The organism is Halarchaeum grantii (assembly GCF_014647455.2).
Lineage (GTDB): Archaea > Halobacteriota > Halobacteria > Halobacteriales > Halobacteriaceae > Halarchaeum > Halarchaeum grantii.
Map to the genome: position 1 here is coordinate 795,539 of NZ_BMPF01000001.1, position 25,660 is coordinate 821,198.

The window sequence follows — 25,660 nt, forward strand, 5'->3', positions numbered from 1 at the left end:
GCCGCGCGCGGGCAAAAGGCGTGCGGCGACCCCGGGAGACGAAAAGACGTTTAGGGACACGCGGTGTTTCGCGTCACATGACCGACAGCGACCTCGGCGACTTCTCCGAGTTCGGCGGCGACGGGGAGGGCGACGCCGAGGGGGACCGAGCCGGCGGCGCCCGCGACGCCGACACGGATGCGGACACTGACACCGGGACGGCGAGCGAGTCCTTCGAGCGCGTCGCCTACGAGGGCGGCGGCGGCGACGGCCTCGGCGTGCTCGCCGTCTCCGAGGGCCTGCGAATCGGCGAGCGCGAGGACGAGACGCGCCTGCGCGCCTACGTCACGAGCGCGAACCGCTCGAACGTCCGGTTGGGGCGCTATCTCGTCGCCCCCTACCCGGACGGCGAGTCGCTCTTCTGTCGCATCGTCGGCCTCGAGTACGGCCGGCGCTTCCACGGCGACGACGCGAACGAGATCCACGCGCGGCGCGCGATGCAGAGCGGCGACATCGACGAGGACGATTACCGGTTCGTCGCCGACCTCGAACCCGTCAGCGTCCTCTATCGGGACGACGGCGAGCTGAAGCGCCGGATGCCCGACCGCGTGCCGAAGCCCGAGACCGTCGTCCGCGAGGCCGACGACGACGCGGAGATAAAGACCGCGCTCAAGATACCCGACGCCGGCGTCTTCGTCGGCCATCTCGCCGTCGGCGGCGAGAAGGTTCGAACGGGCGCGACCCCGCCCACCATCGACTACCGCGTGAAGGACGACTACGCGACGGGCGACCCGCTCGCGTTCCGCCACACGCTCGTCGCCGGCGGCACCGGGTCGGGGAAGACCCACACCGCGAAGAACGTCCTCCGCCAGTACCTCAGCGAGGAGCGCACCTATCCCGTGGAGGCGGGGAGCGACCGGGAGGTGCAGGCCGCCGTCGTCCAGTTCGACCCGCAGGACGAGTACGCACAGATGCACGACGACAACCCCGACGCTACCCGCGAGGACGAGCACCGCTGGGAGCGCGAGGGCATCGCGCACGGCGGCCACGACGACACCGTCGCGTTCGTCCCGAAGGTCGGGAACGCGACCTACACCGCCGCCCACCACGGCGCCGACCAGGTGCCGTTCACCATCCCGTTCAGCATGGCTCGCAGTCGCCCGTGGCTCGCCGCGTCCGCCGGCCTCAACGACAACCAGTATCCCGCCCTGCAGGACCTCCTCCAGCGCTTCTTCCGCCAGCGCGGCGCGGACGGGACCTACGAGGAGTTCTGCGCCTTCCTCGACGACCCCGCGCTCAAGGAGGAACTCGACGAGTCCGGGAAGGTCCACGAAGCCACCTACGAGGCCGTCTTCCGCCGCGTACGCGGCGTCCCGGACGGCGTCTTCGACCAGGACGCCCGCCCCATCACCGACCTCGTCGAGCAGTTCGTCAAGCCGGGTCGCCTCTCCGTGGTGCCGACCTACCACATCAGCGACTCGCGCGCCACCGAGACGGTCGTGCTCGCGCTCGCGAGCCTCCTCGTCGACGAGAAGCTTTCGAGCGACCCCCGTCACCCCCGCATCGCCGAGACGCCGCTCGTCGTCGGGATGGACGAGGCGCACAACTTCCTCGCAGACGCCGACACCGTCCAAGCCCGCCACGTCGTCGCGAAGTTCACCGACGCCGCCAAACAGGGGCGCAAGGAGCGCCTCGGGCTCTTCCTCATCACGCAGGACCCACAGGACGTCGCGGAGAGCGTGTTCAAGCAGATCAACACGAAGGTCGTCCTCAACCTCGGCGACGAGGACGCCATCAAGAGCGTCAACATCCCCGCGAGCCTCGCGGAGAAGGTCCCTTACATGGAGACCGGCCAGATGGTCGTCTACTCGCCCGACAACTCCGAACCCGTCGAACTCGTCGGCCTCCCCACCTGCCTCACCCGCCACGGGCGCGACTGAGCGCGACGGCGGCCCCCACGTTTTTGCTGTCCCCGACAGAATCCCGGACCATGACGCGAATCCTCGTACCCATCGACAGCTCGCAGCAGTCCACGGACGCCCTCGAGTACGCCCTCGAGGAGTTCACCAGCGACGACATCACGCTCATCCACATCATCGACCCCATCGAGGCCGGCTACACCGCCCAAGCCACCGTCCCCGGCTACTCCGAGGAGTGGTACGAGCAGGCCGAATCCGAGGCCGAAACCCTCTTCGAGAGCGCCCAGGAGACCGCCGACGAGTACGGCGTCACCCTCGATACCGTCACCGAAGTCGGCCGCCCCTCGCGCACCATCGTCAACTACGCCGAGGAGAACGACTTCGAGCACATCGTCATGGGGAGCCACGGCCGCAGCGGCGTCACCCGCATCCTCCTCGGCAGCGTCGCCGAGAACGTCGTCCGGCGCTCCCCCATCCCCGTCACCATCGTGCGCTAGTCCTTTTTGCTGCGCTCGCGGCCTCCAGCCGCTCGCTCGCGGATACTCGGCGGAACGGGTTGGAGATACCCGGAATAGAGAGTGGCGTGGCCGACCGCCCGGTAGGGGCAGAGAGCGTATGCAGCACGCGGCAGTGCCGCTCTCAGGTGAGAGCAGCGAGCACGACGCCACCGACGAGAAGCGCAACACCAGCACGTCGTGGCGTTATCGTGCCGTCCGCGTCGACCCCGAGGACGTTCACTGGCTTTACCAGCAAGAGAACACCGACGAGAGAGACCGTCGCTGGCACGCTGTAGTCCAGGGTGAGGACTGGAACGTCCATCGCGAGGAGGAGGATACCGAAGAACATGGCGGCTATCGCAAACGCCCTCGCACCCGGGGTAACGTCGTCGTTATCGAAGGCTACGAAGACCGCGGCGGGCCACCACCACATCAGTACACCGAGCCCGAGCCAGAACCCTCCGAGCAGCAATCCGACCGCCATACCGAGGGCAGTCACCGGCGCCAAGTAAAACGTTCCGGCTCTGCCGCTGGTTTCCGTACCGGAGTACGCCCCCTCTCGAGTGACTTCGCCGGGGTAGCGTATTCCGTCCCGACGTGACCGAATGGTCCCGAGCCGACGACTCCACGCGCGAACGGAACGGCCCCCGACGACGAGGGGCGACGGACACGACGAGAGCGTTCGCGGACCGAGCGGTTCGAAGAACCCGGTAGGTCCGCGATTCACTCGCGGCGAAGCCGCGAGGTCCGAAGACCCTCGTAGGAGGTCTGACAGACGTTTTGCGTGCGAGACGGCGAAGCCGTCTCGCTGCATAGGAAGAAGCGTCGCTTCTTCCGATGGTCGAGCTTTTGCCAGCGCAGAGCGCGCGAAGCGCGCTCAAGCGCGGCAAACGGTCGTCTAGAAGATGTTCGCCTGCCGGTAGACCGAAATCCCGCTGTTCGTGATCTCGTAGGGCTTGGTCTCGCGGGAGTGGTTGGCGTCGCGTATCTTCTGTATCTCGACGGCGAGGCGGGTCTCGCGGAAGTCCTCGGGGCGGACGTAGCGGAGGACGACGACGCCGTCGGTGAGGTACTCGATGATGCCGTGGCGGGAGGCGAAGGCGTTCTCGTCGGAGGCTTCGCTGGTGAGGAGAGTGGTGACGCCGGCGCGCTTGAGGGCCTTGGTGAAGTCGTAGATCTCGGTGCGCCGGGTGGCTTGGTCGTCGTACATCATCTCGAGGAGGGAGACGGAGTCGAGGACGAGGCGGTCGGCGCCGAACTCCTCGATGAGGTGGGGGAGTTCGCTGCGGATGCTGGAGAGGGAGTTCGCCATCTCGATGGGGTCGAGGTCGATGACGGCGAGCTGGTCGTTCTGGACGTACTCCTCGAACGGCCAGCCCTTCTCGGCGGCGCTCTGGATGATGCGGTCGTAGGACTCCTCGAGGGTGATGAAGACGCCCTTCTCGCCGTTCTGGACGGCCTGTTCGAGGAACTGGAGGCCAAACGTGGTCTTCCCGGTCCCGGCGCCGCCGATGGTGACGAGGAGGCTCCGCTCGGGGATGCCGCCCTGCACCATGTTGTCGAGGCCTTCGACGCCGAATTCGATGCGGGGGATGTCGGACTCGAACTCCTCCTCGAACTCGTCGCCGCCGCCACCGCCGCCGAAGCCGAACTCGGAGGGGTCGGGGTCGCCGCCGGCGTCGAAGCCGAAGTCGTCGCCGCCACCGCCACCGCCGCCGAAGCCGAAGTCGTCACCGCCGGAGTCGTCGGGCTCGTCGCCGCTGAACGCGTCCGCGAACGCGTCCTCGCCGTCGGGTTCGTCCTCGTCGTCGGGCCAGTCGTCGTCCCCGTTACCGGACACGGTGTGACCCCCCTGCCGTCGCGCGTCCCTGCGTCATAGTGCGTACTGACAGTTTCCGGCGGCAAGAAGGTTCCCCCGTCGATCTGTGCCTTTTTGGGGGAGGGCGCCGTCGTCGGCGGTATGCGCGTCGGCATCGTCGCTCAGCGAGGGAACGCCCGTGCGGCCTACCTCGGGGCGGACGTCGGGGAGATGCTCACCGAGGCGGACGCCGAGGTGTGGTACGACACGGAGACCGCCGACACGATCGACGTGCCGGGGACGCCGGTCGAGGAGTTCGACCGCTGCGACCTCGTGGTGAGTATCGGCGGGGACGGAACGTTCCTCTTCGCGGCGCGCGGCGCGGAGTCGACGCCGGTGCTCGGCGTGAACCTCGGCGAGGTGGGGTTCCTGAACGCGGTCGCGCCCGACGACGCGGTGGACGCGGTGCGCGAGGAGCTCGAGCGCTTCCGGGAGACCGGGTCGGTTCGCGCGCGCGAGGTGCCGCGCGTGCAGGCGACGGGCGCCCAAGAGTGGTCGCTGACGCCGGCGTTGAACGAGGTGGTGGTGCAGGGGCCGACGCGCGGTCACGGGCAGGGCGTCGAGATGGAGGTGCGCGTCGACGGGTCGCTCTACACGGCGGGGCACGCGGACGGCGTGCTCGTCGCGACGCCGACGGGGTCGACGGCGTACAACATGAGCGAGCGCGGCCCGCTCGTCCAACCGGGCGTCGAGGGGTTCGTCCTGAACGACATGTGCGCGACGGACACGATGCCGCCGCTGCTGGTGCCGCTGGACGCCGAGATCACGGTACGGGTCGACGGCGCGGACGAGGTCGTCGTCTCCTCGGACGGCGCGAGCCGGTATCACGTCGAGATTCCGGAGGTCATCACGCTGACGCAGGCCGAGGAGCCCGCGCGCGTCGCCGGCCCGGAGAGCGACTTCTTCCGCGCGCTGAACAAGCTCGAGTAGGTGGCGCGGGCCGGGAGGACAAACGCTAACCGGCCGCTCTCCGAAGGGCGCTCAATGGCGAAGGACCGACAGCTGCCGGACGTGCAGGCCTCCGCGCCGGACGTCTCGGTCGGGTTGAGTCACGTCGGAGTCACGGGCGTCGAGAAACTCGTCACCTTGGAGCGCGAGGGGAAGCGCCCCGTCGTGCTGACGGCGGAGTTCGAGGTGTACGTCGACCTCCCGCGCGAGCGCAAGGGCATCGACATGAGTCGGAACATGGAGGTCATCGACGAGACGCTCCAGTCCGCCGTCGACGAGCCCATCTATCAGGTCGAGGACGTCTGCGGGGAGGCCGCCGACCGCCTGCTCGCGAAACACGACTACACATCCCGAGCGGTGGTGTCGATGGAGGCGACGTACATGACGCGCGAGGAGACGCCGGAGTCCGAGCGCGCGACGCAGGGTACCATCGACATCGTGGCGTCCGCGACGGCGCGCGAGGGCGAGGAGACGCGCGAGGAAGTCGGCGCGCGCGTCACCGGGATGACGGTCTGCCCGTGCAGTCAGCAGATGATGTCCGCGCGCGCCGCCGAGAAGCTCGCGGACCTCGGCGTCGACGAGGAGGACGTGAAGGCGTTCCTCCAAGAGGTGCCCCAGGCCGGCCACTCCCAGCGCGGGCACGCGACGCTGACCGTCGAGACGGCGGGCACGCCCGGCGTGAACCTGATGGACCTCGCGGAGATCGCGAAGGAGTCGATGAGCGCGCGCATCTACAACCTCGCGAAGCGCCCGGACGAGGACCACATGACGTACGAGGCGCACGCGAACGCCCGCTTCGTCGAGGACTGCGTGCGCTCGATGGCCGAGCAGGTCGTCGAGAGCTACGACGACCTGCCGGAGGAGACGGTGGTGACGATGCGCCAATCGAACGACGAGTCCATCCACCAGCACAACGCACACGCCGAGCGCGTCGCGGAACTCCACGAACTCCGCGAGGAGGTCGGGGACTGAGCTACGGACAGCCGCCGTCGGCGCGCGCGTCACCGACCGCGTCCGCCGCCTCCCAGCCGCGCTCGAACTCGGCGACGATCTGCGCGGCGAACGCGGGGTCGGTGAGGTCGATGAGCGCGAATGGCTCCTCGGGTTCGACGGGGTTCGGGAAGCCGACGCAGACCTCGGTGCCGTCGATGACGATGACGTCCCCGTAGACGGCGTCGCCGACGCGGACCTCGAAGCCGTCGGTCGCCCCGAAATCGGCCATCGAGGCGTCGTCGACGTGGGACGGGTAGGCCTCGATGGCCGCCGGCGAGAGGAGGATGCGGACGTCGGCGCCGCGGTCCAGCGTCGCCGAGATGGCGTCCGCGATGTCGTCGGAGGCGGTTCGGACGTCGAAGCTCGAGGAGGTGGCGCCGGAGACGACGTCGACGCTCTCCTCGGCGGCGGCGATGCGTTCGAGGAGGAGGTCGAGCGCACCGTCCGCGCCGACCTCCGCCGTCCAAAAGCCCTCCTCGGGTTTCGGCGGCCCTTCGAGGTCGCGCACGAGCGAGTCGACGACCGACTCGTACTGCTCGGCCTCCTCTCGGAGTTCGCGCTTGCGGTCCTCGAGCAGGCGGTCGAGCGCGGTCTCCGGTTCGACCGCGACGTACTTCTTCGGGCGACTCGCCGCCTGCGAGCGCACGAGGTGCTGGGACTCGATGCTGCCCAGCACGTCGTAGATGCGGCCCATCGGCACGCCGCTCGTATCTGACAACTCGTTCGCGGTTGCCGGACCGACGTCGAGGATCCCGCGATACGCCCGCGACTCGTACTCTGAGAGGCCGAGGTCCGTGAGGTCAGCCATACCGCTCGTTGTCAACGAGGAGTGATAAACCCTCCGCGAGTTTAATTTCCGCGTCGGTCGCCGTCAGGCGTGCTCGGCGACGAGCGACGCGAGCACCTCGGGGTCGCGCGCCGGCCCGTGGAGGTCGCCGTTCACGATGACGAACGCTGCGTCGTCCTCGACGCCGGCCGCGCGCGGGACGACGACCTTCTCGTGGTCGGCGACGCGGAGCGCCGCGCGATGCAGGTCCGAGTCGACCTCGTCGCCGACGCGGACCGTCAGCGGGCGCTCGACGACGCGCGAGGCCGCCGCCGCGTAGTCCGCGACTTGCACACCCATCCGGTCGGCCGCGCCCGCGAACGCGCCGACGGCGTCCCGCGCCGCCTCCCGATAGGCGTCTTCTTCGGTGAGTTCCGCGAGGTCGACGAGCGCGTGCGCCATCGTCGCGTTGTCGTCGATGGGGTGGAGCGGCCTGTCGAGCAGGCCGACGTCCTCGACGGGTCCGTCGAAGAAGGCCCCCTCTTGGAGGTGCTCGACGGCGTAGTCCGCCACCGCGACGGCCGACTCGACGTAGTCGGGGTCGGCGACCTGCGCGCCGCGCGCGAACGCCCGCGCGACCGCCGCGTGGTCGGTGAGGAGGCCGGTCGGTGCGTCCGCGTCGTCGTAGCGCGCGACCGCGCCGTCCTCGTCGACGAGCGTCTCCGCGAGGTAGTCGAGGGTGCGCTCGGCGTACCGGCGCGCCGTCCCGTCGTCCGTGTAGGCCGAGTGGACGAGGAGGGCGTCGGCGGCGCGCGCGTTCTTCTCCGCGTACGCCGTCTCGTCGATCCCGGGTTCGTCCGCCTCGTCGCGCTCGGAGGGCGAGCGCTCGAAGTACTCCCCGGGATGCTGGCTCCCGCCGAACGCCTCGCCCGTCCAGAGCGTCGCCGTCAGGAAGTCGACGGCGTTCGACGCCGGCCCCTCGTAGGTCTCGCGGCCCGTGTAGAGGTAGGCGTTCGCGAACGCCCGGAGGAGGCCGGCGTTCGTCTCGAGGAGCTTCTCGCGCTGGGGGTCGCTCCAGTCGCGAGCGTGCGCGAAGCGGTAGAAGCCCCCGTCGTAGTCGTCCGCGAGGTTCCGACTCACGGCCTCCAGAGTTCGGAGGGCCTGCTGGCGCTCGCGCTTCAGCGCGAACTCGACGGTGCGGGGCAGGGGGAACTTCTCGTTCGTCGCCCACCCGCCGAAGCGCTCGTCGTACTGCTCGCCGAGCTGGCCGGCGACGAGCGCCTCGATGTCGTCGGTGACGGCGCCCGCCGGCGGCTCCTGCCCGCGCAGGGCGCGCGGGACCCGCCCCGCGTCCGCGCCCTTCTCCTCCCACGTCTCGCGCACCCGGTCGAGGACGCCGCGAAAGCTCTCCGCCTCGAGGTAGGTCGCGCCCGCGATGAGCTCCCCGGACGGCGTGAGGAACACCGTCGACGGGAAGCCGCCCATGTTGTAGCGCTCGCGCACGCGCGGGTGGCGGTCCGCGTCCGCGCGCACCGCCACGAACTCCTCGTTGACGTTCGCGGCGTTGCGCGGTTCGCTGAACGCCTCCCGATCCATCTCGCGACAGCGCGCCGACCACGACGCGACCAGTGAGAGCAGGACGGGTTTCCCCGCCTCGGCGGCCGCCTCGAACGCCGCGCCGCCCCACGGTCGCCACTCGACCTTCGTCCGTTCCGCGGACTCGTCCATACACCGTCTCGACGCGGCGGGCGTGAAAGCGCTTCGAAGGCGGCGGCGTGCGACCCGTGGAGGCGAGGCGTCGCGGCACGCAGGTCGGCGCGCGACGCCTCGAAAAGCCCATAACGCACGCCCGGCCTAGTTCGACGCAGAGATGGCCAAGCGCCTCATCGCGGGACTGCTGCTCATCCCGCTCCTCGACGCGCTGTTGCTCGTCGCATCCAGCGCGTTCCTCGACTGGCGGCTCATCGTCGCACTCGTCGTGCTCACCGGCCTCCTCGGGATGCTCGCCGTACGCGCCGAGGGCCGACACACCCTACGCCGCATCCAGCGCTCGCTCGCGCGCGGCGACCCACCCACGGACGAACTCGTCGACGGCGGCCTCCTCATCGCCGCCGGCGCGTTCCTCCTCACGCCCGGGTTCGTCACCGACTTCGTGGGGTTCCTGCTCGTCTTCCCGCCGACCAGACACGTGATCCGCCGCGTCGTCAAGAAGTACTACGTCGTCCCGCGGATGGACGAGTGGACGGGCGGCTTCGCCACCGGAAACGTCTACACGTTCGGCTTCCCGAGCGACGACGGGCGCGACCGCGGCATGGGGTCGATGACCGGCGACCGCGGCCCCGGCCCGAGCGGGTCGGGCGGCGCCGGCGACACCGTCGACCTCGGCGAGGACGCCTACGACGTGGACTTCGACGACGAGGACGACGGGCCCTCGAAGGCGTGAGAGACGGTGGCGTAGTTCGGTCGAAAAGAAACCCTTAATTGTCCCACCCGGCAACGAATGAGTGCAGGCGGGCTAGTAGCTCAACTAGGTAGAGCGCCACTCTGATAAGGTGGAGGCTTGCGGTTCAAATCCGCACTGGCCCACTCTCGTTCCTGACGACGTCCACGCCCTCGGCGTGTATTCGCTCCGTCCATCACACGTCCCAGCGAGGTGATCGTTCGTTCACTCCCCCGTACCCCGGCGTGGACGGCGCGCTTCTCGACGGTAGCCCGGCCAATGGTTTGAATAGATTTCAAGTCCGAAAGAAAAGCTATTGTGGAGGACGCCACCAACGTGACCGCCGCGGTTCGCGATGCGGCAGGCGGGTCGGTTCGCATCATCGCGACGTACGACCGGGAGGGCTACGACGTCGTCTACCTCCGCGACGACGTCGAGTCGAAGGTGGCGTCGCTCGCGGAGGGCGTCCACGAGGAGTTAGTCATCCGGGAGGTCGGGCGCGACTACCTCGAGGAGTTGTTCGAGGCGGGCGCGCTCCACTGCTCGATGCATCGCTTCGAGGAGCTGACGGCGTTCCACTTCATCGAGGACGGGTTCACGGGCCTGTTCGTGAGCATCGACTCGGACGCGGACGTGCCGCTCGCGTCGTTCGCGGAGACGTGTCGGGCGCAACTCGAATAGGTAGCGACCCCGAACCGAACGACACACCACACCCGCCACCCAAGAGCCACGCATGAGCGAATCGTTCTCGCGGCGGACGCTCGCCGTACTGCTCGTCGTCGGCATCCTCGGGCCGGGGATGGCGCACTACTACCTGAACCGCGCCGGGTTCTCGCTCGTCGCCGACCTGCTCTACGTGGGCGGGTACGCGACGGCGGTGTTCCTCCTCTGGTACGGCTGGCTCCGACACGTCGACCTCACCGGGTGAGGAGGTCGTCGTAGCGCGCGCCGGTCTGCTTGAGCGTCGCGGTCGAGGGGAGGCGCTCGTGGTCGTAGGGGAGCGTCTCGACGGCGAGTTCGTCGACCTTCGCGTCGACGGCGTCGGGGTCGCGCCCGTGCACCATCGTGAAGAGGTTGTACGGCCACTCCTGGTCGGACCGGCGCGGGCGGTGGTAGCAGAGGGTGACGTAGGGGAGTTCGCCGGCGGCGATTCCCCGCTCGTCGAGGGCGTCGTCGGGGACGTCCCAGACGACCATGCAGTTCGCGTCGAAGCCGGTCGCGAGGTGGTTGACGACGCAGCCGATGCGTTTGATGCAGTTCCCGGCGAGCAGGTCCCGAAGCGCGTCGAGGACGGCATCGACGTCGGCGCCGACGGCGTCCGCGACGTCCCGATAGGGCGTGCGGGTGAGCGGGAAGCCGTCCTGGACGGCGAGGAGGACGTCGCCCTCGAGTTCGGTGAGGTCGCGGCGGGCGTCCTCGGTGACGCGCGTCGCGGAGACGTCGGTCTCCATGGCGCTCTCGCGCGCGAAGCGGTCGGAGTTGACGACGGGGAACTCGAGGTCGATGTAGTAGTCGGTGCGCATCGGGAGGTTGAGGACGTCGAGGCCGGTTCGGGCCTCGATGTCGGCGAGGATGCGGTCGCGGACCTCGCGGCTCCCGGCGGTGACGACGAACCACATGTTCCACGGGTTGTCGCGCCGGTAGTTGTGGTTCACCTGCCGGTAGGAGTTCACGACGTCGGCCACCTCCTCGAAGCGCGCGTCGGGCACGCGGAGGGCGGCGAGCGTCGAGGAGCCGATGACGGGCGGGTTGAGGACGGCGCCGAAGCGCCGGAAGACGCCGACGTCCCGGAGGCGCGCGACGCGGTCGTGGGCGTCGCGTTCGGTCGTGCCGAAGTCGTCGGCGACGGCGCGGAACGGGCGTTCGACGAGCGGGAAGCCGCTCTGGTAGCCGTCGACGAGCCGCGCGTCGACGTCGTCGAGCGCGTCGCGCCAGTCCCCCTCGAGCGCGGACATACCCGTCCGTAGGCGGGCGCCCCACTACCGTGTATCGGTTCCGCGCGCGCCGGTCGCGCTCGACGACGAAAGCGCGGAGCCGCGATGGGAGATTTTACGGCCGCCGCGTCCGTAGGTCCACGTATGTCGACGATATCCGAGTCCGAGGGCGAGGAGTACGGCGAGTGGCCGCTGAAGCGCCTGATGAGTGAGGTCGTCGGGTCCGGCCCGAAGTCCGCCGAGGACATGACGGCCGCACAGGCGACGGAGGCCTTCGAGCGCATCCTCGGCGGCGCACCCGAGGACACCACGCTCGGCGCGTTCTGGCTGGCGAACCGATGGAAGAAGAACGTCCCCGAGGAGCTCGGGGCGTTCCTCGACGTGATGGACCGCGAGTCCGTGGTGCGCGCCGCGCCCGACTGCGACCCGGTGGACTGCGGCGCGAACTACGACGGGAAGGGCCGCTCGGCGCTCCTCGGTGTGGCGGCGGGCGTCGTCGCGGCGAGCGCGGGCACGCCCGTCGTCGTCCACTCCGGCGACCGCGTCCCCTCTGGAAACGGCGTCGCGTACAAGCACGTCCTCGACGAGCTCGGCGTCGAGACGGACCTCGACCCCGAGGCGTCCGCGCGCATGACGGACGACGTCGGCTTCGGCTTCTACTACCAGCCGAGCTTCAACCCGGGCGTCCACGCGCTCCTCGAGCGCCGCAACGAGATGGGCGTGCGGACGTTCGTGAACACGGTGGAGACGCTCGCGAACCCCGCTGACGCCGACGTCCACCTCGGGAGCTTCTACCACCTCGCGTTCGCGAAGAAGATCGTGGAGACGGTCCGCGAGAGCGAGGAAGCGACCGTCTCGCGCGTCCTCATGTTCCAAGGGATGGAGGGGTACGACGACGTCCGCCCCGGGTCGACGACGGTCGCGGAGTGGAACGAGGGCGACGACCTCGCGGACTTCACGGTCGAGACGGCCGAGTACGGCATGGACGTCGAGAACGAGGACCTACAGGTCGAGGACGTCGCCGCCGACTCCGCCGCCATCACCGAGGCCGTGCTCGCCGGTGAGCGCGACGACGCGTTCGCGGACGCGGTCGCGCTGAACGCCGCGCTGCGCCTCTACGCCGCCGAGGACGTCGCCGACCTCGAGGAGGGGCTGGAGGTGGCTCGCGACGCCATCGAGACCGGCGCGGCCGCCGAGACGCTCGCCGACCTGCAGGCGTTCCCCGCCTGAAACCGCCGCCCGGCGACCGCCACGCACCGGTGGCGTTTTCCGTTCTTGCGCCCATCTCGGGAGTATGAGCGACCTGACGGCCACGCTGCACACGAGCGAGGGCGACATCGAGATCGAACTCTACCCGGAGAAGGCGCCGACGACCGTCGCGAACTTCGCGGGCCTCTCGAACGGGAAGATCGCGTGGGAGGACCCCGAGACGGGCGACGTCGTCGAGAACGAACCCTACTACGAGGACGTCCCGGTCCACCGCATCATCGCGGACTTCATGATCCAGACCGGCGACCGCACCGGCACCGGGCGGGGCGGGCCCGGCTACACGTTCGACGACGAGTTCCACGACGACCTCCGTCACGACGACGCGGGCACGGTCTCGATGGCGAACTCGGGGCCGAACACGAACGGCTCGCAGTTCTTCATCACGCTCGACGCCCAGCCCCACCTCGACGACCGCCACGCCGTCTTCGGCGACGTCGTCGAGGGCATGGACGTCGTCGAGGCCATCGGGAACGTCCCGACCGACCGGAACGACGAACCGATGAAGGACGTCACGCTCGAGTCCGTGAAGCTCCACGGCGACACCCGCGACCTCGACTACTCCGGCCTCGGCGTCTAGACGGACCGAACACCTGAAGCGCTCGGAGCCCTTCACCCTCCGGTATGAGCGATTCGGACGACGAGACCCCCGTCGACCCCTCGACCATCGGCGAGGCGAACGCCCCACCGGTCGCGGAGGCGCCCTACAAGATCATCTTCGAGGCGAACAAGTGCTTCGGCGCCGGGAAGTGCGCCGCCGTCTCCGACAACTGGGAGATGGACATCACCTCCGGGATGGGGAAGCCCAAGACCTACTTCTTCGGCGAGGACGCCCTCGACGACAACGTCGCCGCGGCCGAGGCCTGCCCCGCGAAGAAGGGGCCGGGCGTCATCCACGTCGTCGACCGGCGGACGGACGAGGAGGTCGCGCCCGACCCGCACGGCGACGGCACCCTCTCCGTGGACTGGTAGGACACCGAAAACGGTTTGCGGGCGAGCGGACAACTACCGGCTGCGAGAGTGGCTGAGCGGCCAAAAGCGGCGGGCTTAAGACCCGCTCCCGTAGGGGTTCATGGGTTCGAATCCCATCTCTCGCATGCTGTCGCGAACGCACGTGAGCGACGCATCGAGTGGGATTCGCGGCTTAGCGAGTCGCAGTGCGAGCGCACGTGAGCGACCGTCTCGCGTTAGTTCGAATCCCATCTCTCGCATGCTGTCGCGAACACGCGTGAGCGACGCGGGCACCTCGGGGTCGCGTCCGGCGGTCACGTTCTTGTGGCGGGCGTTCGAAGCGCGAGGTATGTACGAGCGAATTCTGGTGCCGACGGACGGAAGCCTGGAGAGCGACCGCGCCGTCGAGGAGGCGATCGACCTCGCGGCGCTGGCGGACGCGACGGTGGTGGCGCTCTACGTGGTGGACACGAACGACTACCGGTCGCTTCCGGAGGCGAAGTGGACGGCGTTGCGGAACGAACTCGAGTCGGAGGGCGAACGCGCGGTGGCGTCGGTGGCCGAGCGCGCGAACGAGGCGGGCGTGGACGCTGAGACGGTGGTCGCGGACGGGACGCCCCACGAGGTGATTTTGGAGCGCGCGAGGAGCGGCGACGTGGACGCGGTGGCGATGGGGACGCACGGGCGGAGCGGCGTGGAGCGCTTCCTGCTCGGGAGCGTGACGGAGCGCGTCGTCCGCGAGTCGCCGGTGCCGGTGTTGGTGGCGCGCGTCGACGAGTCGGAGTGACGGGTCAGCCCGCGAGCGCGAGGATGAGCCACGCGAGCGCGATGGCGGCGCCGGCACCGAGGAGGTTCGCGACGGCGGTAATCGCGGCGCGGACGCGCTCGCCGGTCTCCCAGAGCCGGACGGTTTCGACGGCGAACGAGGAGAAGGTGGTGAACGCGCCGCAGGCGCCGGTGCCGAGGAGAAGCATGGCGTCACCGCCGACGCCGGCGAAGGTGAGGAGGCCGAGGAGGAAGCTCCCGACGACGTTGACGGCGAGCGTGCTCGCGGGGAACCCGTCAGCGGCGACGGACTCGCCGACGGCGGTCCGGCAGAGCGCGCCGAGCGCGCCGCCGAGGCCGACGAGGGTGGCGGCGGCGAAGCCGGAGCTCACGAGAGCCACCTCCGGTGGGGAGTGCGAGTCAGTCGGGCCGGAGGTCCGGCGCGACTCGCGTGTCGCTCGCGTTCGCTCGCTCCCGCTCGTCTGGGCGCGGCGCCCTCTCTGCGGTCGGCTGCCGCGTGAGTCACGCGAGCCACCCCCGGTGGCGCGTGTGGGTCAATCGGGCGGTGGCCGTAGCAGCGGTCACGCGGACCACCCGGTGATCCGGCGGGCGAGCGTGCGGCCGGCGAGGACGGCGGCGAAGCCGAGCGCGTAGGTGAGGGCGACGTTCGCGACGAGGAGGGCGGGGCGCGCGGTGGCGCTCTGGACGGCGAACGTGCTGTAGGTGGTGAACGAGGAGAGGAAGCCGGTGGAGACGAGGAGGCGGACGTCTGCGGGGAGCGCCCCCCGGTAGAGGGTCCCGTAGACGAGGAAGCCGAGCGCGAATGCGCCGAGGACGTTCGCGAGGAGCGTGCCGGGGAGGCCGGGTGCGAGGAGGGCGGCGGCGTACCGGCAGTTCGCGCCGGCGACGCCGCCGAGCGCGACGAGGGCGGCGACGCGGAGGCGCGCGCGGAGCGGACCGGCGGTGAGTGTTCGCGTGGACATGGCTGTGTGACGGAGGCGTCATCAGCCGGTGTCTCCGGCGGTTTGGGGCGGGCGGACGCCATCGCCCGCGTCCTCGGACGATGCGACCGGCGGGCACTTAGCGACACCGGAGTGGCGCGTGGAGCGCAACGCCCATTTCCGTCGCTCGCGTTCTCGTGTGTATGAGCGATGTCGAGCGCGAGTTCGAGGAGAGCGAGACGTTCGCGGCCGAGGGCGACGCGTACGTCCCGACGACGAACGACTGGGAGGCGACGGTCGAGATCGCGGACGGGACGCTGACCGTGACGGTCCGCGTGCCGACGCTGTCGGCGGCCGTCACGGAGCAGGAGACGGTCGCGGACGTCGTCGAGGACGGGTGGTTGGAGACGCTCGAACTGCGAGTGGCGGACGCGCCGAACGTGACGCGCGCCGAAGAAGCGAGCCCGCCGACGGTCGAACGCGCGGGCGGCGACGTCGTCGTGGAGACGGTCATCGACGCCCGCGCGGGGCACGCCGCCGAGGACGCGCTCGCGGTCGTGAACTACGTCGAGGGGACGTGGTTCGAGGGCATCATCCCGGGCTACGACTATCGGCCGGACGTGCAGGACCTCCGGGACCGGGCGGCGGGCCGGGGGCAGTCGGGCGCGAGCGCCGACCGCCTCTAATCAGTCCATCGCGATGTAGGTCTCGGTGTCCTCGACGCCCCGGATGCCCTGAATCGCGTTGGCGGCGACCGCCTTCAGGTCGTCGGGGACTCCACGCTGACCGTGACGACGAAGTCGACGTCGCCGGGGAGTGGGACGTCATCGCCGAAGCCGACACCGAGGACGTGCAGGACCTCCTCGGCGCGTCCTCGTCGGGGATTCAGGCGCTCGAAGGGGTGGCGGACACGAAGACGTACATCTCGATGTCGGCCTAGTCGACGCGGGCGTCGAAGACCGCCTCGACGCGCTCGGCGACCGCGTCGGGCGACCGCGTGGCGTCGATGCGGACGAACCGCTCGGGGTCGGCCTCGACGAGGCGCTCGTAGTTCTCGCGGACGTCCGCGAGGAACTCGGCCTGCTCGAACTTGTTCGTCGCGCCGGCGCGCTCGGCGGCGGTGTGGGGGTCGACGTCGAAGTAGAGCGTGAGGTCCGGCTCTCTGGTCCACGGCTCGTGGACGTCGCGGAGGAACCGCATTGGGCGGGGGACGCGACCCGACAGGGCGACGCCCTGGTAGGCGTAGCGCGAGTCCGAGTAGCGGTCGGAGACGACGATATCGCCGCGCTCGAGGGCGGGACGGACGAGCCGGGAGAGGTGGGCGGCGTGGTCGGCCGTGTAGAGGAACGCCTCGGCGAGCGGGTCGGCGTCGTCGTCCCGGACGGAGCGAAGGACGGCCTCGCCGTACCACGAGTCCGTGGGTTCGCGGGTGAAGGCGTAGCCGTCGTCGCGGGTCTCGCGGAGCGCCTCCCAGACGGTGGTCTTCCCGCTCCCGTCGATACCTTCGAGCGTGACGAGCATACGCGGGGTTTCGGGCGTGGCGGTTTATCGCCACCGAAAGCCGGGGACTACCTTTAGGGTGGTACCGCCCGAACGAGGAACCATGAAGGTTCTCGTCACCGGCGGCACGGGATTCATCGGCACGCACCTCTGTCGAGAGCTCGTAGAGCGGGGCCACGACGTGACCGCGCTCGCGCGGACGCCGAACGACGACGGCGTTCCCGAGGGCGTCGAGGCGGTGACGGGCGACGTGACGGCGTACGACTCGATGGAGGGCGCCTTCGAGGGGCAGGACGCCGTGGTCCACCTCGTCGCGCTCTCGCCGCTGTTCAAGCCGAAGGGCGGGGACGAGCGGCACTTCGAGGTCCACCTGCAGGGGACGGAGAACGTCGTCCGCGCCGCCGAGGCGCACGACGTGCGCAAGCTCGTCCAGCTGTCGGCGCTCGGCGCGGACCCCGACGGCGAGACGGCGTACGTCCGCGCGAAGGGGCAGGCCGAGGCGGCCGTGCGGGAGTCCGAGCTCGCGTCGACGATCCTCCGTCCGTCCGTGGTGTTCGGCGAGGGCGGCGAGTTCGTCTCCTTCACGAGGACGCTGACGACGCCGTACGTCACGGCGCTCCCCGGCGGCGGGAAGACGCGCTTCCAGCCGATCTGGGTGGGTGACCTCGTGGGAATCATCGCGGACGCGTTGAAGCGCGAGCACGACGGCGAGACCTACGAGGTCGGCGGCCCGGAGGTGCTGTCGCTCGCGGACGTCGCGAAGCAGATCTACCGCGCGGAGGGGAAGTCCCTGACCGTGCTCTCGGTGCCGATGGGGCTCGCGGGCGTCGGGATGTCGATGGCGGACGCGGTGCCGGGCGTGCCGTTCGGGCGCGACCAGTACCGCTCGCTGCGCTTCGACAACACCGTCGCGGAGAACGACGTCGCGGCGTTCGGGCGCGACCCCGCGGACTTGAAGCGCCTCTCGGAGTACCTCCGAGAGCCCTAACCGAACGTATATAAACAGCTGTTATTCGGCCGAACGGTCGATACGGTGTACTTCGGTTACGAGGGCCGAAACCGCCGAAATCGTCAAATGGGGGGCGTCGTCCGACAGCCGTCATAACAACACTTATCCGTCTCATAGCTCTGTTCTCTGTAACTGGCACCACATGAAACTCGCAATGATCGGCTTCGGGCAGGCCGGGGGGAAGATTCTCGACAGGTTCCTGGAGCACGACGAGCAGACCGGGAGCAACGTCGTCCGCGCCGCCGTCGCGGTCAACACGGCGAAGGCGGACCTGATGGGACTCGAGCACGTCCCGCAGGAGAACCGCGTCCTCATCGGCCAGTCGCGGGTGAAGGGGCACGGTGTCGGCGCGGACAACGAACTCGGCGCCGAGATCGCCGAGGAGGACATCGACGAGATACAGGGCGCCATCGACTCCATCCCCGTCCACGAGGTCGACGCCTTCCTCATCATCACGGGTCTCGGCGGCGGCACCGGCTCCGGCGGGTCGCCCGTCATGGCGCGCCACATCAAGCGCATCTACACCGAACCCGTCTACGGCCTCGGCGTCCTCCCGGCGGGCGACGAGGGCGGCATCTACACGCTGAACGCCGCACGCTCCTTCCGGACGCTCGTCCGCGAGGTCGACAACCTCCTCGTCTTCGACAACGACGCGTGGCGCAAGAGCGGGGAGTCAATGCAGGGCGGCTACCGGCAGATAAACGACGAGATCGTCACCCGCTTCGGCATCCTCTTCGGCGCCGGCGAGGTCGAGCAGGGCGGCGAGGTCGCCGAGAGCGTCGTGGACTCCTCGGAGATCATCAACACGCTCGCGGGCGGCGGCGTCTCCACGGTCGGCTACGCCGCCGAAGACGTCTCCGACGAGAAGCAGAGCAGCGGCCTCCTCTCGCGCTTCACCGGCGGGGACGAGCAGTCCAGCCTCGACTCCGCGAGCACGACGAACCGCATCACCTCGCTCGTCCGGAAGGCCGCGCTCGGCCGGCTCACCCTCCCCTGCAAGATCGAGAACGGCGCCGAGCGCGCCCTCCTCGTCACCGCCGGCCCCTCGCAGTTCCTCAACCGGAAGGGTATCGAGCGCGGCCGCAAGTGGCTCGAAGAGCAGACCGGCTCCATGGAGGTCCGGGGCGGCGACTACCCCGTGGAGGACTCGAACAACGTCGCGGCCGTCGTCCTCCTGAGCGGCGTGACCGACGTCCCGCGCATCAAGGAGCTCCAGCAGATCGCCATCGAGGCGCGGGAGAACATCGACGACATTCGCGGCGAGAGCGAACAGAACTTACAGGACCTCGTCGAAGACGATGACGATGAACTCGAGCCGCTATTCTAGCCTCGCGCTCGCGGCGCTGCTCGCCCTCTCCGTTCTCGCGGTCCCCGCGGGTGCGGTCTCCGTGGACGGCACCGCGCCGCCGTCCGCGCAGGTCGGGAGCCAGCAGACCGCGACGTACACGTTCACCGACCTCTACGAGGAGTACGACACGTGGACGCTCCGGGGGAGTACGGAACTCACGCAGGTGACGTGGACGGTGACGCTCTACGACCAGACGGGCGCGAAGATCGCCCAGCACTCGCCGACCGGGCAGAGCTTCGAGCAGCAGGTGCAGGCGAGCGAGGACGTGAACAAGGTGACCGTGCGCGTCGAGGGGACGGTGCCGGCGGTCGAGGAGTACAGCTACGAGCCGGCCCAGCAGCTCACGGTCGCGGAGTTCACGCAGGCCCAGCAGGGCGGCTCCGCGTCGATGATCGGCGAGGCGCACACGACGCGGCCGTACACCGAGAGCAGTCAGGAGGCACGGACCGCGATCGAGGACGCCCAGAGCGCCATCGAGAGCGCGCAGAGCGCGGGCGCGAGCGTGAGTGAGGCGACCTCGCTCGTCGAGAACGCCATCTCCGCGTACAACGCCGGGAACTTCGAGAACGCCATCTCGCTCGCGAGTCAGGCCGAACAGCAGGCCGAGTCCGCGGCCTCCTCCGCGCAGACCCAGCGTTGGCTGTTCATCGGCGCGGGGGTCGTCGTCGCGCTCCTCGTGATCGGCGGCGGCGTCTGGTGGTACCTGCGCCAGCGCGACACCTACGACCGCCTCGGCTAGGGTCGAACCCGCACGCCTTTCTACGCTCCTCGTCCTACGACAGCCAGATGCGGACGCTCGTTCCGTTCGACGCCACGGACCCGAAGACGCGCCTCGCGGGACTGTTCACCCCGTCGGAGCGACGCGACCTCGCGGGCGTGCTGCTCGCGGACGTCCTCGCGGCGCTCCGCGCGGCGGGCGGCGACCCGCTCGTCGTCGCGACCGAGTCGGTCGACTGCGCGGCGCCCGTCGTCGTGGACGAGCGGCCGCTGAGCGAGGCGGTGAACGCCCGTCTCGACGCGGGGACGGCGGTGGTGATGGCCGACCTCGCGCTCGCGACGCCGCGCGCGCTGGCGCGCTTCTTCGCGGCGGACGGCGACGTGGTGCTCGCCCCGGGTCTCGGCGGCGGGACGAACGCGCTCGTCGTTCGGGACGACGCCTTCGCGGTCGACTACCACGGCACGTCCTACCTCGACCACCTCCGGGCCGCCCACGAGGGCGGGCTGTCGGTTCGGGAGTTCGACGCGACGCGGCTCGCGCTCGACGTGGACGAGCGTGCGGACCTCGCGGACGTGCTGGTGCGCGGGGAGGGCGAGGCGGGCGCGTGGCTCCGCGAGGCGGGCGTCCGCCTCGACCGGACGGGCGGGCGGACGACCGTCACCCGAAGCGAGTAACCGTGTGGCGGACGACGGGCCGACGATGAAACACCGCCTCCTGCGGGCCGCCGCGTCGGTGGTCGGCCTGCTCGCGCTCGCCGGCGTCACGGGCACGCTGGTCGACGTCGCACTGCTCGCGCTGGACGCCCCGGTCGCGGTCGCCGGCCCGGTGTCGGCGGCGGTGGCGGTGACGGTGGTGCTGCCGGTCGCGGACGCCTACACGCCGCTCGGACGGGACGTGCGGACGGACGCGCTCCGCCGGGCGGGCCGGGCGCGTCTCGGCCTCGAAGTACTGCTCGCGGCGGGCGCGGCGTTCGTCGCGGGCGGCGCGCTCGCGGCGGCGGGCCTCCGATTGCACTCGATATTCGGGACGTTCGTCGTCGTCGTCCTCGGCGGCGTCGCCGTGGGCTACGGGTCCTTCGTCCTGCGGAACCGCGAGTTCTACGCGGACGCGTAGGGTTGCGCGAGGTCGAAGAACTCGCCGGCCGTACGCGGTGGGTTCCCGGGAGCCGGCAGCCAGCGCCCGCCGGACGCGTCGGGGTGTCGGGGTAGCAATCCTTTTCGGGACGGACGCAATAGCGACAGGCGTGTTCCCGGGAGTCGAGGAGTACGGGGTGGACGTGCACGTCGCGGACCGCGACGTGGAGCGCGCGCTGGCGGTGCGACCGGACGACGTCGAGGCCGCCGACGAGCTCTCGTTCGCGCGCAACGTCTTCGTGCCGCTGACGACGGCGTGTCGCTACACCTGCACGTACTGCACCTACTACGACCCGCCCGGGCAGGCGTCGCTGATGACGCCCGAGGGGATACGCGAGACGTGTCGGCGCGGCGCCGACGCGGGCTGTACGGAGGCGCTGTTCACCTTCGGCGACGACCCGGACGACCGGTACACGGAGATCCACGCCGAACTCGCGGAGCTCGGCCACGACTCCATCCACACGTACCTCCGGGAGGCGTGCGAAATCGCGCTCGACGAGGGCCTCCTCCCGCACTCGAATCCGGGCGACCAGACGCACGCGGAGATGGCGGCCGTCGCGGACGTGAACGCCTCGATGGGCGTGATGCTGGAGACGACCGCGGAGGTGCGGGCGCACGGCGGGCCGCGCTCGAAGGTGCCGGGCCAGCGCCTGAACACCATCGCGAACGCCGGGAAGCTCGACGTGCCGTTCACGACCGGCATCCTCGTGGGAATCGGGGAGACGTGGCGCGACCGGGCGGAGAGCCTGCTCGCGATCCGCGACCTCCACGAGCGCTACGGCCACGTCCAGGAGGTCATCGTCCAGCCGGTCTCGGACAACGAGCGCTGGCACGAGGGGTCGCCCTCGCTGGCGACGATGCGCCGCGCCGTCGCGATGGCGCGCGACGTCCTCCCCGATTCGGTGTCGGTGCAGGTGCCGCCGAACCTCTTCGACGCCCGCGAGGTGGTGGACTGCGGCGTCGACGACCTCGGCGGCGTCTCGCCGGTGACGGACGACCACGTGAACCCGGACTACGCGTGGCCGGCGCTGCGCGAACTCGAAGCGGTCGCCGAGCACGCGGGCGTCCCGCTCGCGGAGCGCCTCCCGACCTACGAGCGGTTCCTCGAGTCGGAGCGCTGGACGTCCGAGCGGATCCGATCGGCGCTCGAAGCGACGGACGAGGCGGGCGAGCGCTATCGGGCGGTTCGGGCGGGGGCGACCGGCGCGGCCGACTGAGACGTCACATTTAGAGGCAGTAATTGCCCCGTCCTACGACCCGTATCCGACCGGGGTTCACGGCGAACCGTCGCACTCGGGGCGGGCCGAAGGGGAGTTCGCGGATCGCGGCGTGTCACGTACGGCGGCGAGTCACGTCCCGTACCCGGGAGCCGTGACACTCCTTGCAGGCATACGCAGAAAGAGGGTCGCGCGCGTGTAGTACCCACCTAGTGAGTCTGAACACGACCGAGCAGTGGAAACAGGAGAAACACCCCCTCGACGTCGTCGAGGACCTCCGCGAGTACGCAGAGGAGGAACTCGGTTTCGACGACATCGAGGAGCGGGCGGGCGACGGCGAGTGGGAGCGCCTCAAGTGGGCGGGGGCGTACACGCAGAAGCAGGACGGCTACTTCATGGTGCGGACGAAGGTCCCCGGCGGGCACCTCACCCCCGAGCAGGCCGAGGTCATCGGCGAAGTCGCCGAGGAGTACGCCGTCCAGCCCGACGAGGAGTACGAGGAGGTCAACGACGAGTTCTGGGGCGACGCCTACCTCGACATCACGACGCGCCAGGACATCCAGATGCACTGGATCCGAGTCGAGGACGTCCCCGAGATCTGGGACAAGTACGACGAGGTCGGGCTCACCACGATTCAGGGGTGTGGTGACTCCGCCCGGAACGTGCTCGGCTGTCCGGCCGCCGGCCTCGACGACCACGAGTGCTTCGACGCTCAGCCCGTCATCGACGCCGTCTCCGACTACTTCACGAACAACCGCGAGTACGCCAACCTCCCGCGGAAGTTCAAGATGACCATCACGGGCTGCAAGCACGACTGCGCGCAGTCCCAGATCAACGACGTCGGCCTCGTCCCCGCGAAGAAGCAGACCGACGAGGGCGCCGTCTACGGCTTCCACGCTCGCGTCGGCGGCGGCCTCTCCGACGGTCCGCGAATGGCCTCCGAGCTCGACGTCTTCGTCCGCCCCGAGCACGCCGTCGAGTTCTGCCGCGCCATCGCGCAGACGTTCAAGGAGCTCGGCGACCGCCACAACCGCGGCGTCTGCCGGATGCGCTACCTCGTCCAGCAGATGGGGCCCGAGAACTTCGAGCAGGCGGTCCGCGACCGCTGTGACGTCGACCTCCCGAACGCCGGCATCGACCTCACCGAGGGGTACACCGGCGACCACGTCGGCGTGCACGACCAGAAGGAGGACGGCCTGAAGTACGTCGGCTTCAACGTCATCTCCGGGCGCGTCGGCGGCGACGAGTTCGTCGAGGCCGCCCGCGCCGCGAAGGAGTACGGCACCGAGGAGTCGACCGTCCGCCTCGCGACCGACCAGAACTTCCTCATCACGCACGTCCCCGAGGAGAACGTCGAGGACCTCGTGAACGAGGCGTTCGCCGAGGACTACCAGCCCGACCCCGGCCCGTTCTCCCGCGGTGCGGTCGCCTGTACGGGCACGGAGTACTGCAAGTACGCCATCATCGAGACGAAGGCGCGCACCAAGCAGTGGGCGCGCCAGCTCGACGAGCAGATCGAGACGCCCGACGACCTCGACGTCGTCCGCATGCACATGTCCGGGTGTTCGGCGTCCTGCGCACAGCCCCAGATCGCGGACGTCGGCTTCCGCGGCGAGACCGTGAAGGTCGAGACCGCCGACAACAGCGACGACGACATCGTCGAGGGGATGGACTTCGGCCTCGGCGGGAGCCTCGGCCCCGACAACGCCTTCCTCGACTGGGTGGAGACCGCCGTCCCCGCCGGGAGCGTCACCGGCGCCCTCGAGGAGCTGTTCGCCGTCTACACCGAGGAGCGCACGGAGGACGAGCGCTTCTACGAGTGGACGCGCCGCGTCGACAACGACCGCCTGCGCACCGTGATGCAGCGTGCCGACGGCCCCGTCTCCAAGGGGGTGGCGCACGGTGACTGATCGGACTCCGGGCGTCCCGAACGTCGGGACGTCGAACGAGAGCGACGGCGAGAGCGGCTCCTGCGGGAGCGACTGCGGCTGTTCGACGGACGCCGGCCCGAGCGAGGAGTCCACGGCCGTCCGCGCCGACGGGGGTGAGGGCTCCGTAGGAGCGCGAGGAACGTCGGAGCTCCGCTCCGACGGTGCTGGCGCCGTCAACGTCGACGAGAACGGCCAGCTCGGCGACGTCGACTTCACGCCGCCCTCCGAGGGGAAGAGTCAGGACGTCGACTCGCCCGGCGCGGAGCCGGACACGCGCGTCGGCGTTCCCGAGGGCGTCGACCTCGACACGCCCGAGTACTCGATCCGCTCGGAGATGAACGACATCGAGACGCCCGACGAGAAGACGTGGTTCATGGAGCTCGACGAGGCCGTCATCGACGCCGACCGCTGTATCCAGTGCGGGACGTGCGTCGCCGCCTGCCCCTCGGACTCCATCGGCGTCGGCGACGACGGGAAGCCCGAACTCGTCAAGATGTGTACGGGCTGCTCGATGTGTTGGGACTTCTGTCCGCGCGGCGGCCTGCGCTACGAGCGCCAGTGGAAGATCACCGGCGGCGACGACAACGTCTCCGGCGCGGGCGACCCCATCACGGAGTTCACCGCGAAGGTTCGCGACGACTGGCACGAGGACGCACAGGACGGCGGCGTCGTCACCGCGATGCTCTCCACGCTCCTCGAAGACGGCGAGATCGACGGCGCGCTCGTCGCCACCGAGTCCGAGGAGGACCCGTGGAAGGCCGAGTCCTTCCTCGCGACGAGCCACGAGGACCTCGTCGAGAACGCCGGGTCGTTCTACAACCAGACGATGGCGCTCGGCAACCTCGACCTCGGGCAGTGGGAGGACAAGCTCCCCGAGAAGGACCCCGAGGACCTCAGCCTCGCGCTCGTCGGCACGCCCTGCGAGATCGAGGGCATCAGCGCCCTCCAGGACTTCGACTGGTCGAAGGGCGCGCAGACGGAACTCGTCGAGGCCGTCGACTTCCGCATCTCGCTGATGTGCACGAAGAACTTCAACTACGAGCGCCTCATCGGCGAGCAGCTCGCCGAGAAGCGCGACATCTACCCCGAGGACATCGGGAAGATGGACGTCATCGAGGGCGAGATGCGCGTCTACGGGACCGACGGCGAGCAGATCATCGCCGAGGACGTCAACGAGTTCCACGACGCCACCCTCAAGGGCTGTGACGAGTGTGCGGACTTCACCGGCATGACCTCCGACGTCACCGTCGGCTCGGTGGGGTCGGCGGACGGCTACTCCTCCGTCATCGTCCGCAACGAGCAGGGGATGAAGGCGTGGGAGGCCACCGAGGCCGCCCTCGAGCACCGCGACCTCGACTCCCGGAAGGCGGTCGGGAAGCTGCAGGGCTGGGACAAGAAGAAGGCCTTCGAGTCGCTCGAGCGCCCCTTCGACCCGGACGCCCCGCGCTTCATCGACTACACCGACCACGCCGAGTACTACGGCACGCAGGTCGCCCCGCACGAGCAGGGCCACTAACGGCGTCGGACTCACGCGACTCTCTCTCTCT

The 25,660-nt window shown here is 69.8% G+C and carries 27 protein-coding genes, 2 tRNA genes, 1 pseudogene and 1 riboswitch; of the genes and pseudogenes, 22 read left to right on the forward strand and 8 right to left on the reverse strand.

Features of this window, described 5'->3' with window-relative positions; genetic code table 11:
- The first annotated feature begins 77 nt into the window (after positions 1-77).
- Positions 78-1,919: an ATP-binding protein gene (locus IEY12_RS04320; RefSeq protein WP_188879458.1), complete on the forward strand. Its 1,842-nt coding sequence runs from the start codon at positions 78-80 to the stop codon at positions 1,917-1,919.
- A 50-nt stretch (positions 1,920-1,969) separates the two neighbouring features.
- On the forward strand, positions 1,970-2,395 hold the full coding sequence (locus tag IEY12_RS04325; protein ID WP_123075250.1) for a universal stress protein: 426 nt from the start codon (positions 1,970-1,972) through the stop codon (positions 2,393-2,395).
- A 142-nt stretch (positions 2,396-2,537) separates the two neighbouring features.
- Here the strand turns inward: IEY12_RS04325 and IEY12_RS04330 are convergent, their stop codons facing one another.
- Positions 2,538-2,879, reverse strand: a complete 342-nt coding sequence (locus tag IEY12_RS04330; RefSeq protein ID WP_188879459.1) for a hypothetical protein — start codon at positions 2,877-2,879, stop codon at positions 2,538-2,540.
- 414 nt (positions 2,880-3,293) lie between these two features.
- Positions 3,294-4,241, reverse strand: a pseudogene (locus IEY12_RS04335) (KaiC domain-containing protein); the annotation flags it as partial.
- A 114-nt stretch (positions 4,242-4,355) separates the two neighbouring features.
- Between IEY12_RS04335 and IEY12_RS04340 the strand changes: the two are divergent.
- Together IEY12_RS04340 and mptA are read left to right on the forward strand one after the other, a co-directional pair.
- On the forward strand, positions 4,356-5,183 hold the full coding sequence (locus tag IEY12_RS04340; RefSeq protein ID WP_188879463.1) for an NAD(+)/NADH kinase: 828 nt from the start codon (positions 4,356-4,358) through the stop codon (positions 5,181-5,183).
- Positions 5,184-5,237: 54 nt separating this feature from the next.
- On the forward strand, positions 5,238-6,173 hold the full coding sequence (mptA, locus tag IEY12_RS04345) for a GTP cyclohydrolase MptA (RefSeq protein ID WP_188879465.1): 936 nt from the start codon (positions 5,238-5,240) through the stop codon (positions 6,171-6,173).
- A gap of 1 nt (position 6,174) precedes the next feature.
- Here mptA and IEY12_RS04350 read toward each other — a convergent pair whose 3' ends face one another.
- Together IEY12_RS04350 and IEY12_RS04355 are read right to left on the reverse strand one after the other, a co-directional pair.
- A complete protein-coding gene (locus IEY12_RS04350; protein ID WP_188879468.1) occupies positions 6,175-7,002 on the reverse strand; it encodes a TrmB family transcriptional regulator in 828 nt (275 codons plus the stop codon).
- Between the two features lie 63 nt (positions 7,003-7,065).
- A complete protein-coding gene (locus IEY12_RS04355) occupies positions 7,066-8,688 on the reverse strand; it encodes a DUF255 domain-containing protein (RefSeq protein WP_188879470.1) in 1,623 nt (540 codons plus the stop codon).
- A 142-nt stretch (positions 8,689-8,830) separates the two neighbouring features.
- Between IEY12_RS04355 and IEY12_RS04360 the strand changes: the two genes are divergently transcribed.
- The 4 genes from IEY12_RS04360 to IEY12_RS04375 all read left to right on the forward strand — a co-directional run bounded on the left by IEY12_RS04360 (position 8,831) and on the right by IEY12_RS04375 (position 10,328).
- Positions 8,831-9,403 carry an FxsA family protein gene (locus tag IEY12_RS04360; protein WP_188879473.1) on the forward strand — a complete coding sequence of 191 codons (573 nt, stop codon included), beginning with the start codon at positions 8,831-8,833 and terminating at the stop codon, positions 9,401-9,403.
- A gap of 69 nt (positions 9,404-9,472) precedes the next feature.
- Positions 9,473-9,546, forward strand: a tRNA-Ile gene (locus IEY12_RS04365).
- 190 nt (positions 9,547-9,736) lie between these two features.
- On the forward strand, positions 9,737-10,081 hold the full coding sequence (locus IEY12_RS04370) for a DUF7522 family protein (protein ID WP_229870925.1): 345 nt from the start codon (positions 9,737-9,739) through the stop codon (positions 10,079-10,081).
- Between the two features lie 52 nt (positions 10,082-10,133).
- Positions 10,134-10,328 (forward strand): DUF7996 family protein, encoded by a 195-nt coding sequence (locus IEY12_RS04375; protein WP_188879475.1) that lies wholly within the window; start codon positions 10,134-10,136, stop codon positions 10,326-10,328.
- Here IEY12_RS04375 and ahbB read toward each other — a convergent pair.
- Positions 10,318-11,355 (reverse strand): siroheme decarboxylase subunit beta, encoded by a 1,038-nt coding sequence (gene ahbB, locus IEY12_RS04380; RefSeq protein WP_188879482.1) that lies wholly within the window; start codon positions 11,353-11,355, stop codon positions 10,318-10,320. The two genes, IEY12_RS04375 and ahbB, sit on opposite strands and share 11 nt — an antisense overlap.
- 123 nt (positions 11,356-11,478) lie before the next feature.
- Between ahbB and IEY12_RS04385 the strand changes: the two genes are divergently transcribed.
- From IEY12_RS04385 to IEY12_RS04405, 5 genes are all read left to right on the forward strand, one after another.
- Complete coding sequence (locus IEY12_RS04385; protein ID WP_188879492.1) at positions 11,479-12,564, forward strand: anthranilate phosphoribosyltransferase; 1,086 nt, start codon at positions 11,479-11,481, stop codon at positions 12,562-12,564.
- A gap of 64 nt (positions 12,565-12,628) precedes the next feature.
- On the forward strand, positions 12,629-13,180 hold the full coding sequence (locus IEY12_RS04390) for a peptidylprolyl isomerase (RefSeq protein WP_188879495.1): 552 nt from the start codon (positions 12,629-12,631) through the stop codon (positions 13,178-13,180).
- Between the two features lie 44 nt (positions 13,181-13,224).
- Positions 13,225-13,572, forward strand: a complete 348-nt coding sequence (locus tag IEY12_RS04395) for a ferredoxin (protein WP_188879498.1) — start codon at positions 13,225-13,227, stop codon at positions 13,570-13,572.
- A gap of 42 nt (positions 13,573-13,614) precedes the next feature.
- A tRNA-Leu gene (locus IEY12_RS04400) sits at positions 13,615-13,697 on the forward strand.
- 203 nt (positions 13,698-13,900) lie between these two features.
- The gene (locus IEY12_RS04405) at positions 13,901-14,338 is read left to right on the forward strand and encodes a universal stress protein (RefSeq protein WP_188879500.1); all 438 of its coding nucleotides are present in this window, start codon (positions 13,901-13,903) and stop codon (positions 14,336-14,338) included.
- A 4-nt stretch (positions 14,339-14,342) separates the two neighbouring features.
- Here the strand turns inward: IEY12_RS04405 and IEY12_RS04410 are convergent, their stop codons facing one another.
- Both IEY12_RS04410 and IEY12_RS04415 read right to left on the reverse strand, forming a co-directional pair.
- Complete coding sequence (locus IEY12_RS04410) at positions 14,343-14,708, reverse strand: fluoride efflux transporter FluC (protein ID WP_188879502.1); 366 nt, start codon at positions 14,706-14,708, stop codon at positions 14,343-14,345.
- Between the two features lie 189 nt (positions 14,709-14,897).
- Entirely contained in the window at positions 14,898-15,299 is a 402-nt protein-coding gene (locus IEY12_RS04415) for a fluoride efflux transporter FluC (RefSeq protein WP_188879504.1), read from the reverse strand.
- Between the two features lie 5 nt (positions 15,300-15,304).
- Positions 15,305-15,374, reverse strand: a riboswitch (Fluoride riboswitch).
- Between the two features lie 86 nt (positions 15,375-15,460).
- On the opposite strand from IEY12_RS04415, the gene IEY12_RS04420 reads away from it, so the two are divergent.
- Positions 15,461-15,943, forward strand: coding sequence for a DUF5813 family protein (locus IEY12_RS04420; RefSeq protein WP_188879506.1), 483 nt, complete (start codon positions 15,461-15,463; stop codon positions 15,941-15,943).
- A 250-nt stretch (positions 15,944-16,193) separates the two neighbouring features.
- On the opposite strand, the gene tmk is transcribed toward IEY12_RS04420, so the two are convergent.
- On the reverse strand, positions 16,194-16,778 hold the full coding sequence (gene tmk, locus IEY12_RS04425) for a dTMP kinase (RefSeq protein WP_188879508.1): 585 nt from the start codon (positions 16,776-16,778) through the stop codon (positions 16,194-16,196).
- 82 nt (positions 16,779-16,860) lie between these two features.
- Between tmk and IEY12_RS04430 the strand changes: the two genes are divergently transcribed.
- From IEY12_RS04430 to IEY12_RS04465, 8 genes are all read left to right on the forward strand, one after another.
- Complete coding sequence (locus tag IEY12_RS04430; RefSeq protein WP_188879510.1) at positions 16,861-17,745, forward strand: complex I NDUFA9 subunit family protein; 885 nt, start codon at positions 16,861-16,863, stop codon at positions 17,743-17,745.
- A gap of 163 nt (positions 17,746-17,908) precedes the next feature.
- Positions 17,909-19,093: a tubulin/FtsZ family protein gene (locus IEY12_RS04435; RefSeq protein WP_188879512.1), complete on the forward strand. Its 1,185-nt coding sequence runs from the start codon at positions 17,909-17,911 to the stop codon at positions 19,091-19,093.
- Entirely contained in the window at positions 19,071-19,853 is a 783-nt protein-coding gene (locus tag IEY12_RS04440) for a hypothetical protein (RefSeq protein WP_229870928.1), read from the forward strand. Before IEY12_RS04435 ends, IEY12_RS04440 begins: the two co-directional genes overlap by 23 nt.
- 47 nt (positions 19,854-19,900) lie before the next feature.
- Positions 19,901-20,506, forward strand: coding sequence for a 2-phospho-L-lactate guanylyltransferase (cofC, locus tag IEY12_RS04445; protein WP_188879516.1), 606 nt, complete (start codon positions 19,901-19,903; stop codon positions 20,504-20,506).
- Positions 20,507-20,510: 4 nt separating this feature from the next.
- On the forward strand, positions 20,511-20,945 hold the full coding sequence (locus tag IEY12_RS04450) for a hypothetical protein (protein ID WP_188879525.1): 435 nt from the start codon (positions 20,511-20,513) through the stop codon (positions 20,943-20,945).
- A 130-nt stretch (positions 20,946-21,075) separates the two neighbouring features.
- Positions 21,076-22,182 carry a 7,8-didemethyl-8-hydroxy-5-deazariboflavin synthase subunit CofG gene (gene cofG, locus IEY12_RS04455; RefSeq protein ID WP_188879531.1) on the forward strand — a complete coding sequence of 369 codons (1,107 nt, stop codon included), beginning with the start codon at positions 21,076-21,078 and terminating at the stop codon, positions 22,180-22,182.
- Positions 22,183-22,400: 218 nt separating this feature from the next.
- Positions 22,401-24,092 (forward strand): nitrite/sulfite reductase, encoded by a 1,692-nt coding sequence (locus tag IEY12_RS04460; protein ID WP_188880356.1) that lies wholly within the window; start codon positions 22,401-22,403, stop codon positions 24,090-24,092.
- Positions 24,085-25,629, forward strand: coding sequence for a Coenzyme F420 hydrogenase/dehydrogenase, beta subunit C-terminal domain (locus tag IEY12_RS04465; RefSeq protein ID WP_188879533.1), 1,545 nt, complete (start codon positions 24,085-24,087; stop codon positions 25,627-25,629). The genes IEY12_RS04460 and IEY12_RS04465 overlap by 8 nt, the downstream gene beginning before the upstream one ends.
- The last annotated feature ends 31 nt before the right edge of the window (positions 25,630-25,660 follow it).

Excerpts from the sequence above, each read along its gene's own strand:
- cofC (WP_188879516.1), top strand. The coding sequence starts at position 19,901 with ATGCGGACGCTCGTTCCGTTCGACGCCACGGACCCGAAGACGCGCCTC.
- IEY12_RS04355 (WP_188879470.1), bottom strand. The coding sequence starts at position 8,688 with ATGGACGAGTCCGCGGAACGGACGAAGGTCGAGTGGCGACCGTGGGGC.
- IEY12_RS04390 (WP_188879495.1), top strand. The coding sequence starts at position 12,629 with ATGAGCGACCTGACGGCCACGCTGCACACGAGCGAGGGCGACATCGAG.
- mptA (WP_188879465.1), top strand. The coding sequence starts at position 5,238 with ATGGCGAAGGACCGACAGCTGCCGGACGTGCAGGCCTCCGCGCCGGAC.
- IEY12_RS04395 (WP_188879498.1), top strand. The coding sequence starts at position 13,225 with ATGAGCGATTCGGACGACGAGACCCCCGTCGACCCCTCGACCATCGGC.
- IEY12_RS04420 (WP_188879506.1), top strand. The coding sequence starts at position 15,461 with ATGAGCGATGTCGAGCGCGAGTTCGAGGAGAGCGAGACGTTCGCGGCC.
- IEY12_RS04360 (WP_188879473.1), top strand. The coding sequence starts at position 8,831 with ATGGCCAAGCGCCTCATCGCGGGACTGCTGCTCATCCCGCTCCTCGAC.
- IEY12_RS04435 (WP_188879512.1), top strand. The coding sequence starts at position 17,909 with ATGAAACTCGCAATGATCGGCTTCGGGCAGGCCGGGGGGAAGATTCTC.
- IEY12_RS04440 (WP_229870928.1), top strand. The coding sequence starts at position 19,071 with ATGAACTCGAGCCGCTATTCTAGCCTCGCGCTCGCGGCGCTGCTCGCC.
- IEY12_RS04340 (WP_188879463.1), top strand. The coding sequence starts at position 4,356 with ATGCGCGTCGGCATCGTCGCTCAGCGAGGGAACGCCCGTGCGGCCTAC.
- IEY12_RS04385 (WP_188879492.1), top strand. The coding sequence starts at position 11,479 with ATGTCGACGATATCCGAGTCCGAGGGCGAGGAGTACGGCGAGTGGCCG.
- IEY12_RS04375 (WP_188879475.1), top strand. The coding sequence starts at position 10,134 with ATGAGCGAATCGTTCTCGCGGCGGACGCTCGCCGTACTGCTCGTCGTC.
- IEY12_RS04405 (WP_188879500.1), top strand. The coding sequence starts at position 13,901 with ATGTACGAGCGAATTCTGGTGCCGACGGACGGAAGCCTGGAGAGCGAC.
- IEY12_RS04350 (WP_188879468.1), bottom strand. The coding sequence starts at position 7,002 with ATGGCTGACCTCACGGACCTCGGCCTCTCAGAGTACGAGTCGCGGGCG.
- ahbB (WP_188879482.1), bottom strand. The coding sequence starts at position 11,355 with ATGTCCGCGCTCGAGGGGGACTGGCGCGACGCGCTCGACGACGTCGAC.
- IEY12_RS04320 (WP_188879458.1), top strand. The coding sequence starts at position 78 with ATGACCGACAGCGACCTCGGCGACTTCTCCGAGTTCGGCGGCGACGGG.
- IEY12_RS04325 (WP_123075250.1), top strand. The coding sequence starts at position 1,970 with ATGACGCGAATCCTCGTACCCATCGACAGCTCGCAGCAGTCCACGGAC.
- IEY12_RS04330 (WP_188879459.1), bottom strand. The coding sequence starts at position 2,879 with ATGGCGGTCGGATTGCTGCTCGGAGGGTTCTGGCTCGGGCTCGGTGTA.
- IEY12_RS04430 (WP_188879510.1), top strand. The coding sequence starts at position 16,861 with ATGAAGGTTCTCGTCACCGGCGGCACGGGATTCATCGGCACGCACCTC.
- IEY12_RS04415 (WP_188879504.1), bottom strand. The coding sequence starts at position 15,299 with ATGTCCACGCGAACACTCACCGCCGGTCCGCTCCGCGCGCGCCTCCGC.
- tmk (WP_188879508.1), bottom strand. The coding sequence starts at position 16,778 with ATGCTCGTCACGCTCGAAGGTATCGACGGGAGCGGGAAGACCACCGTC.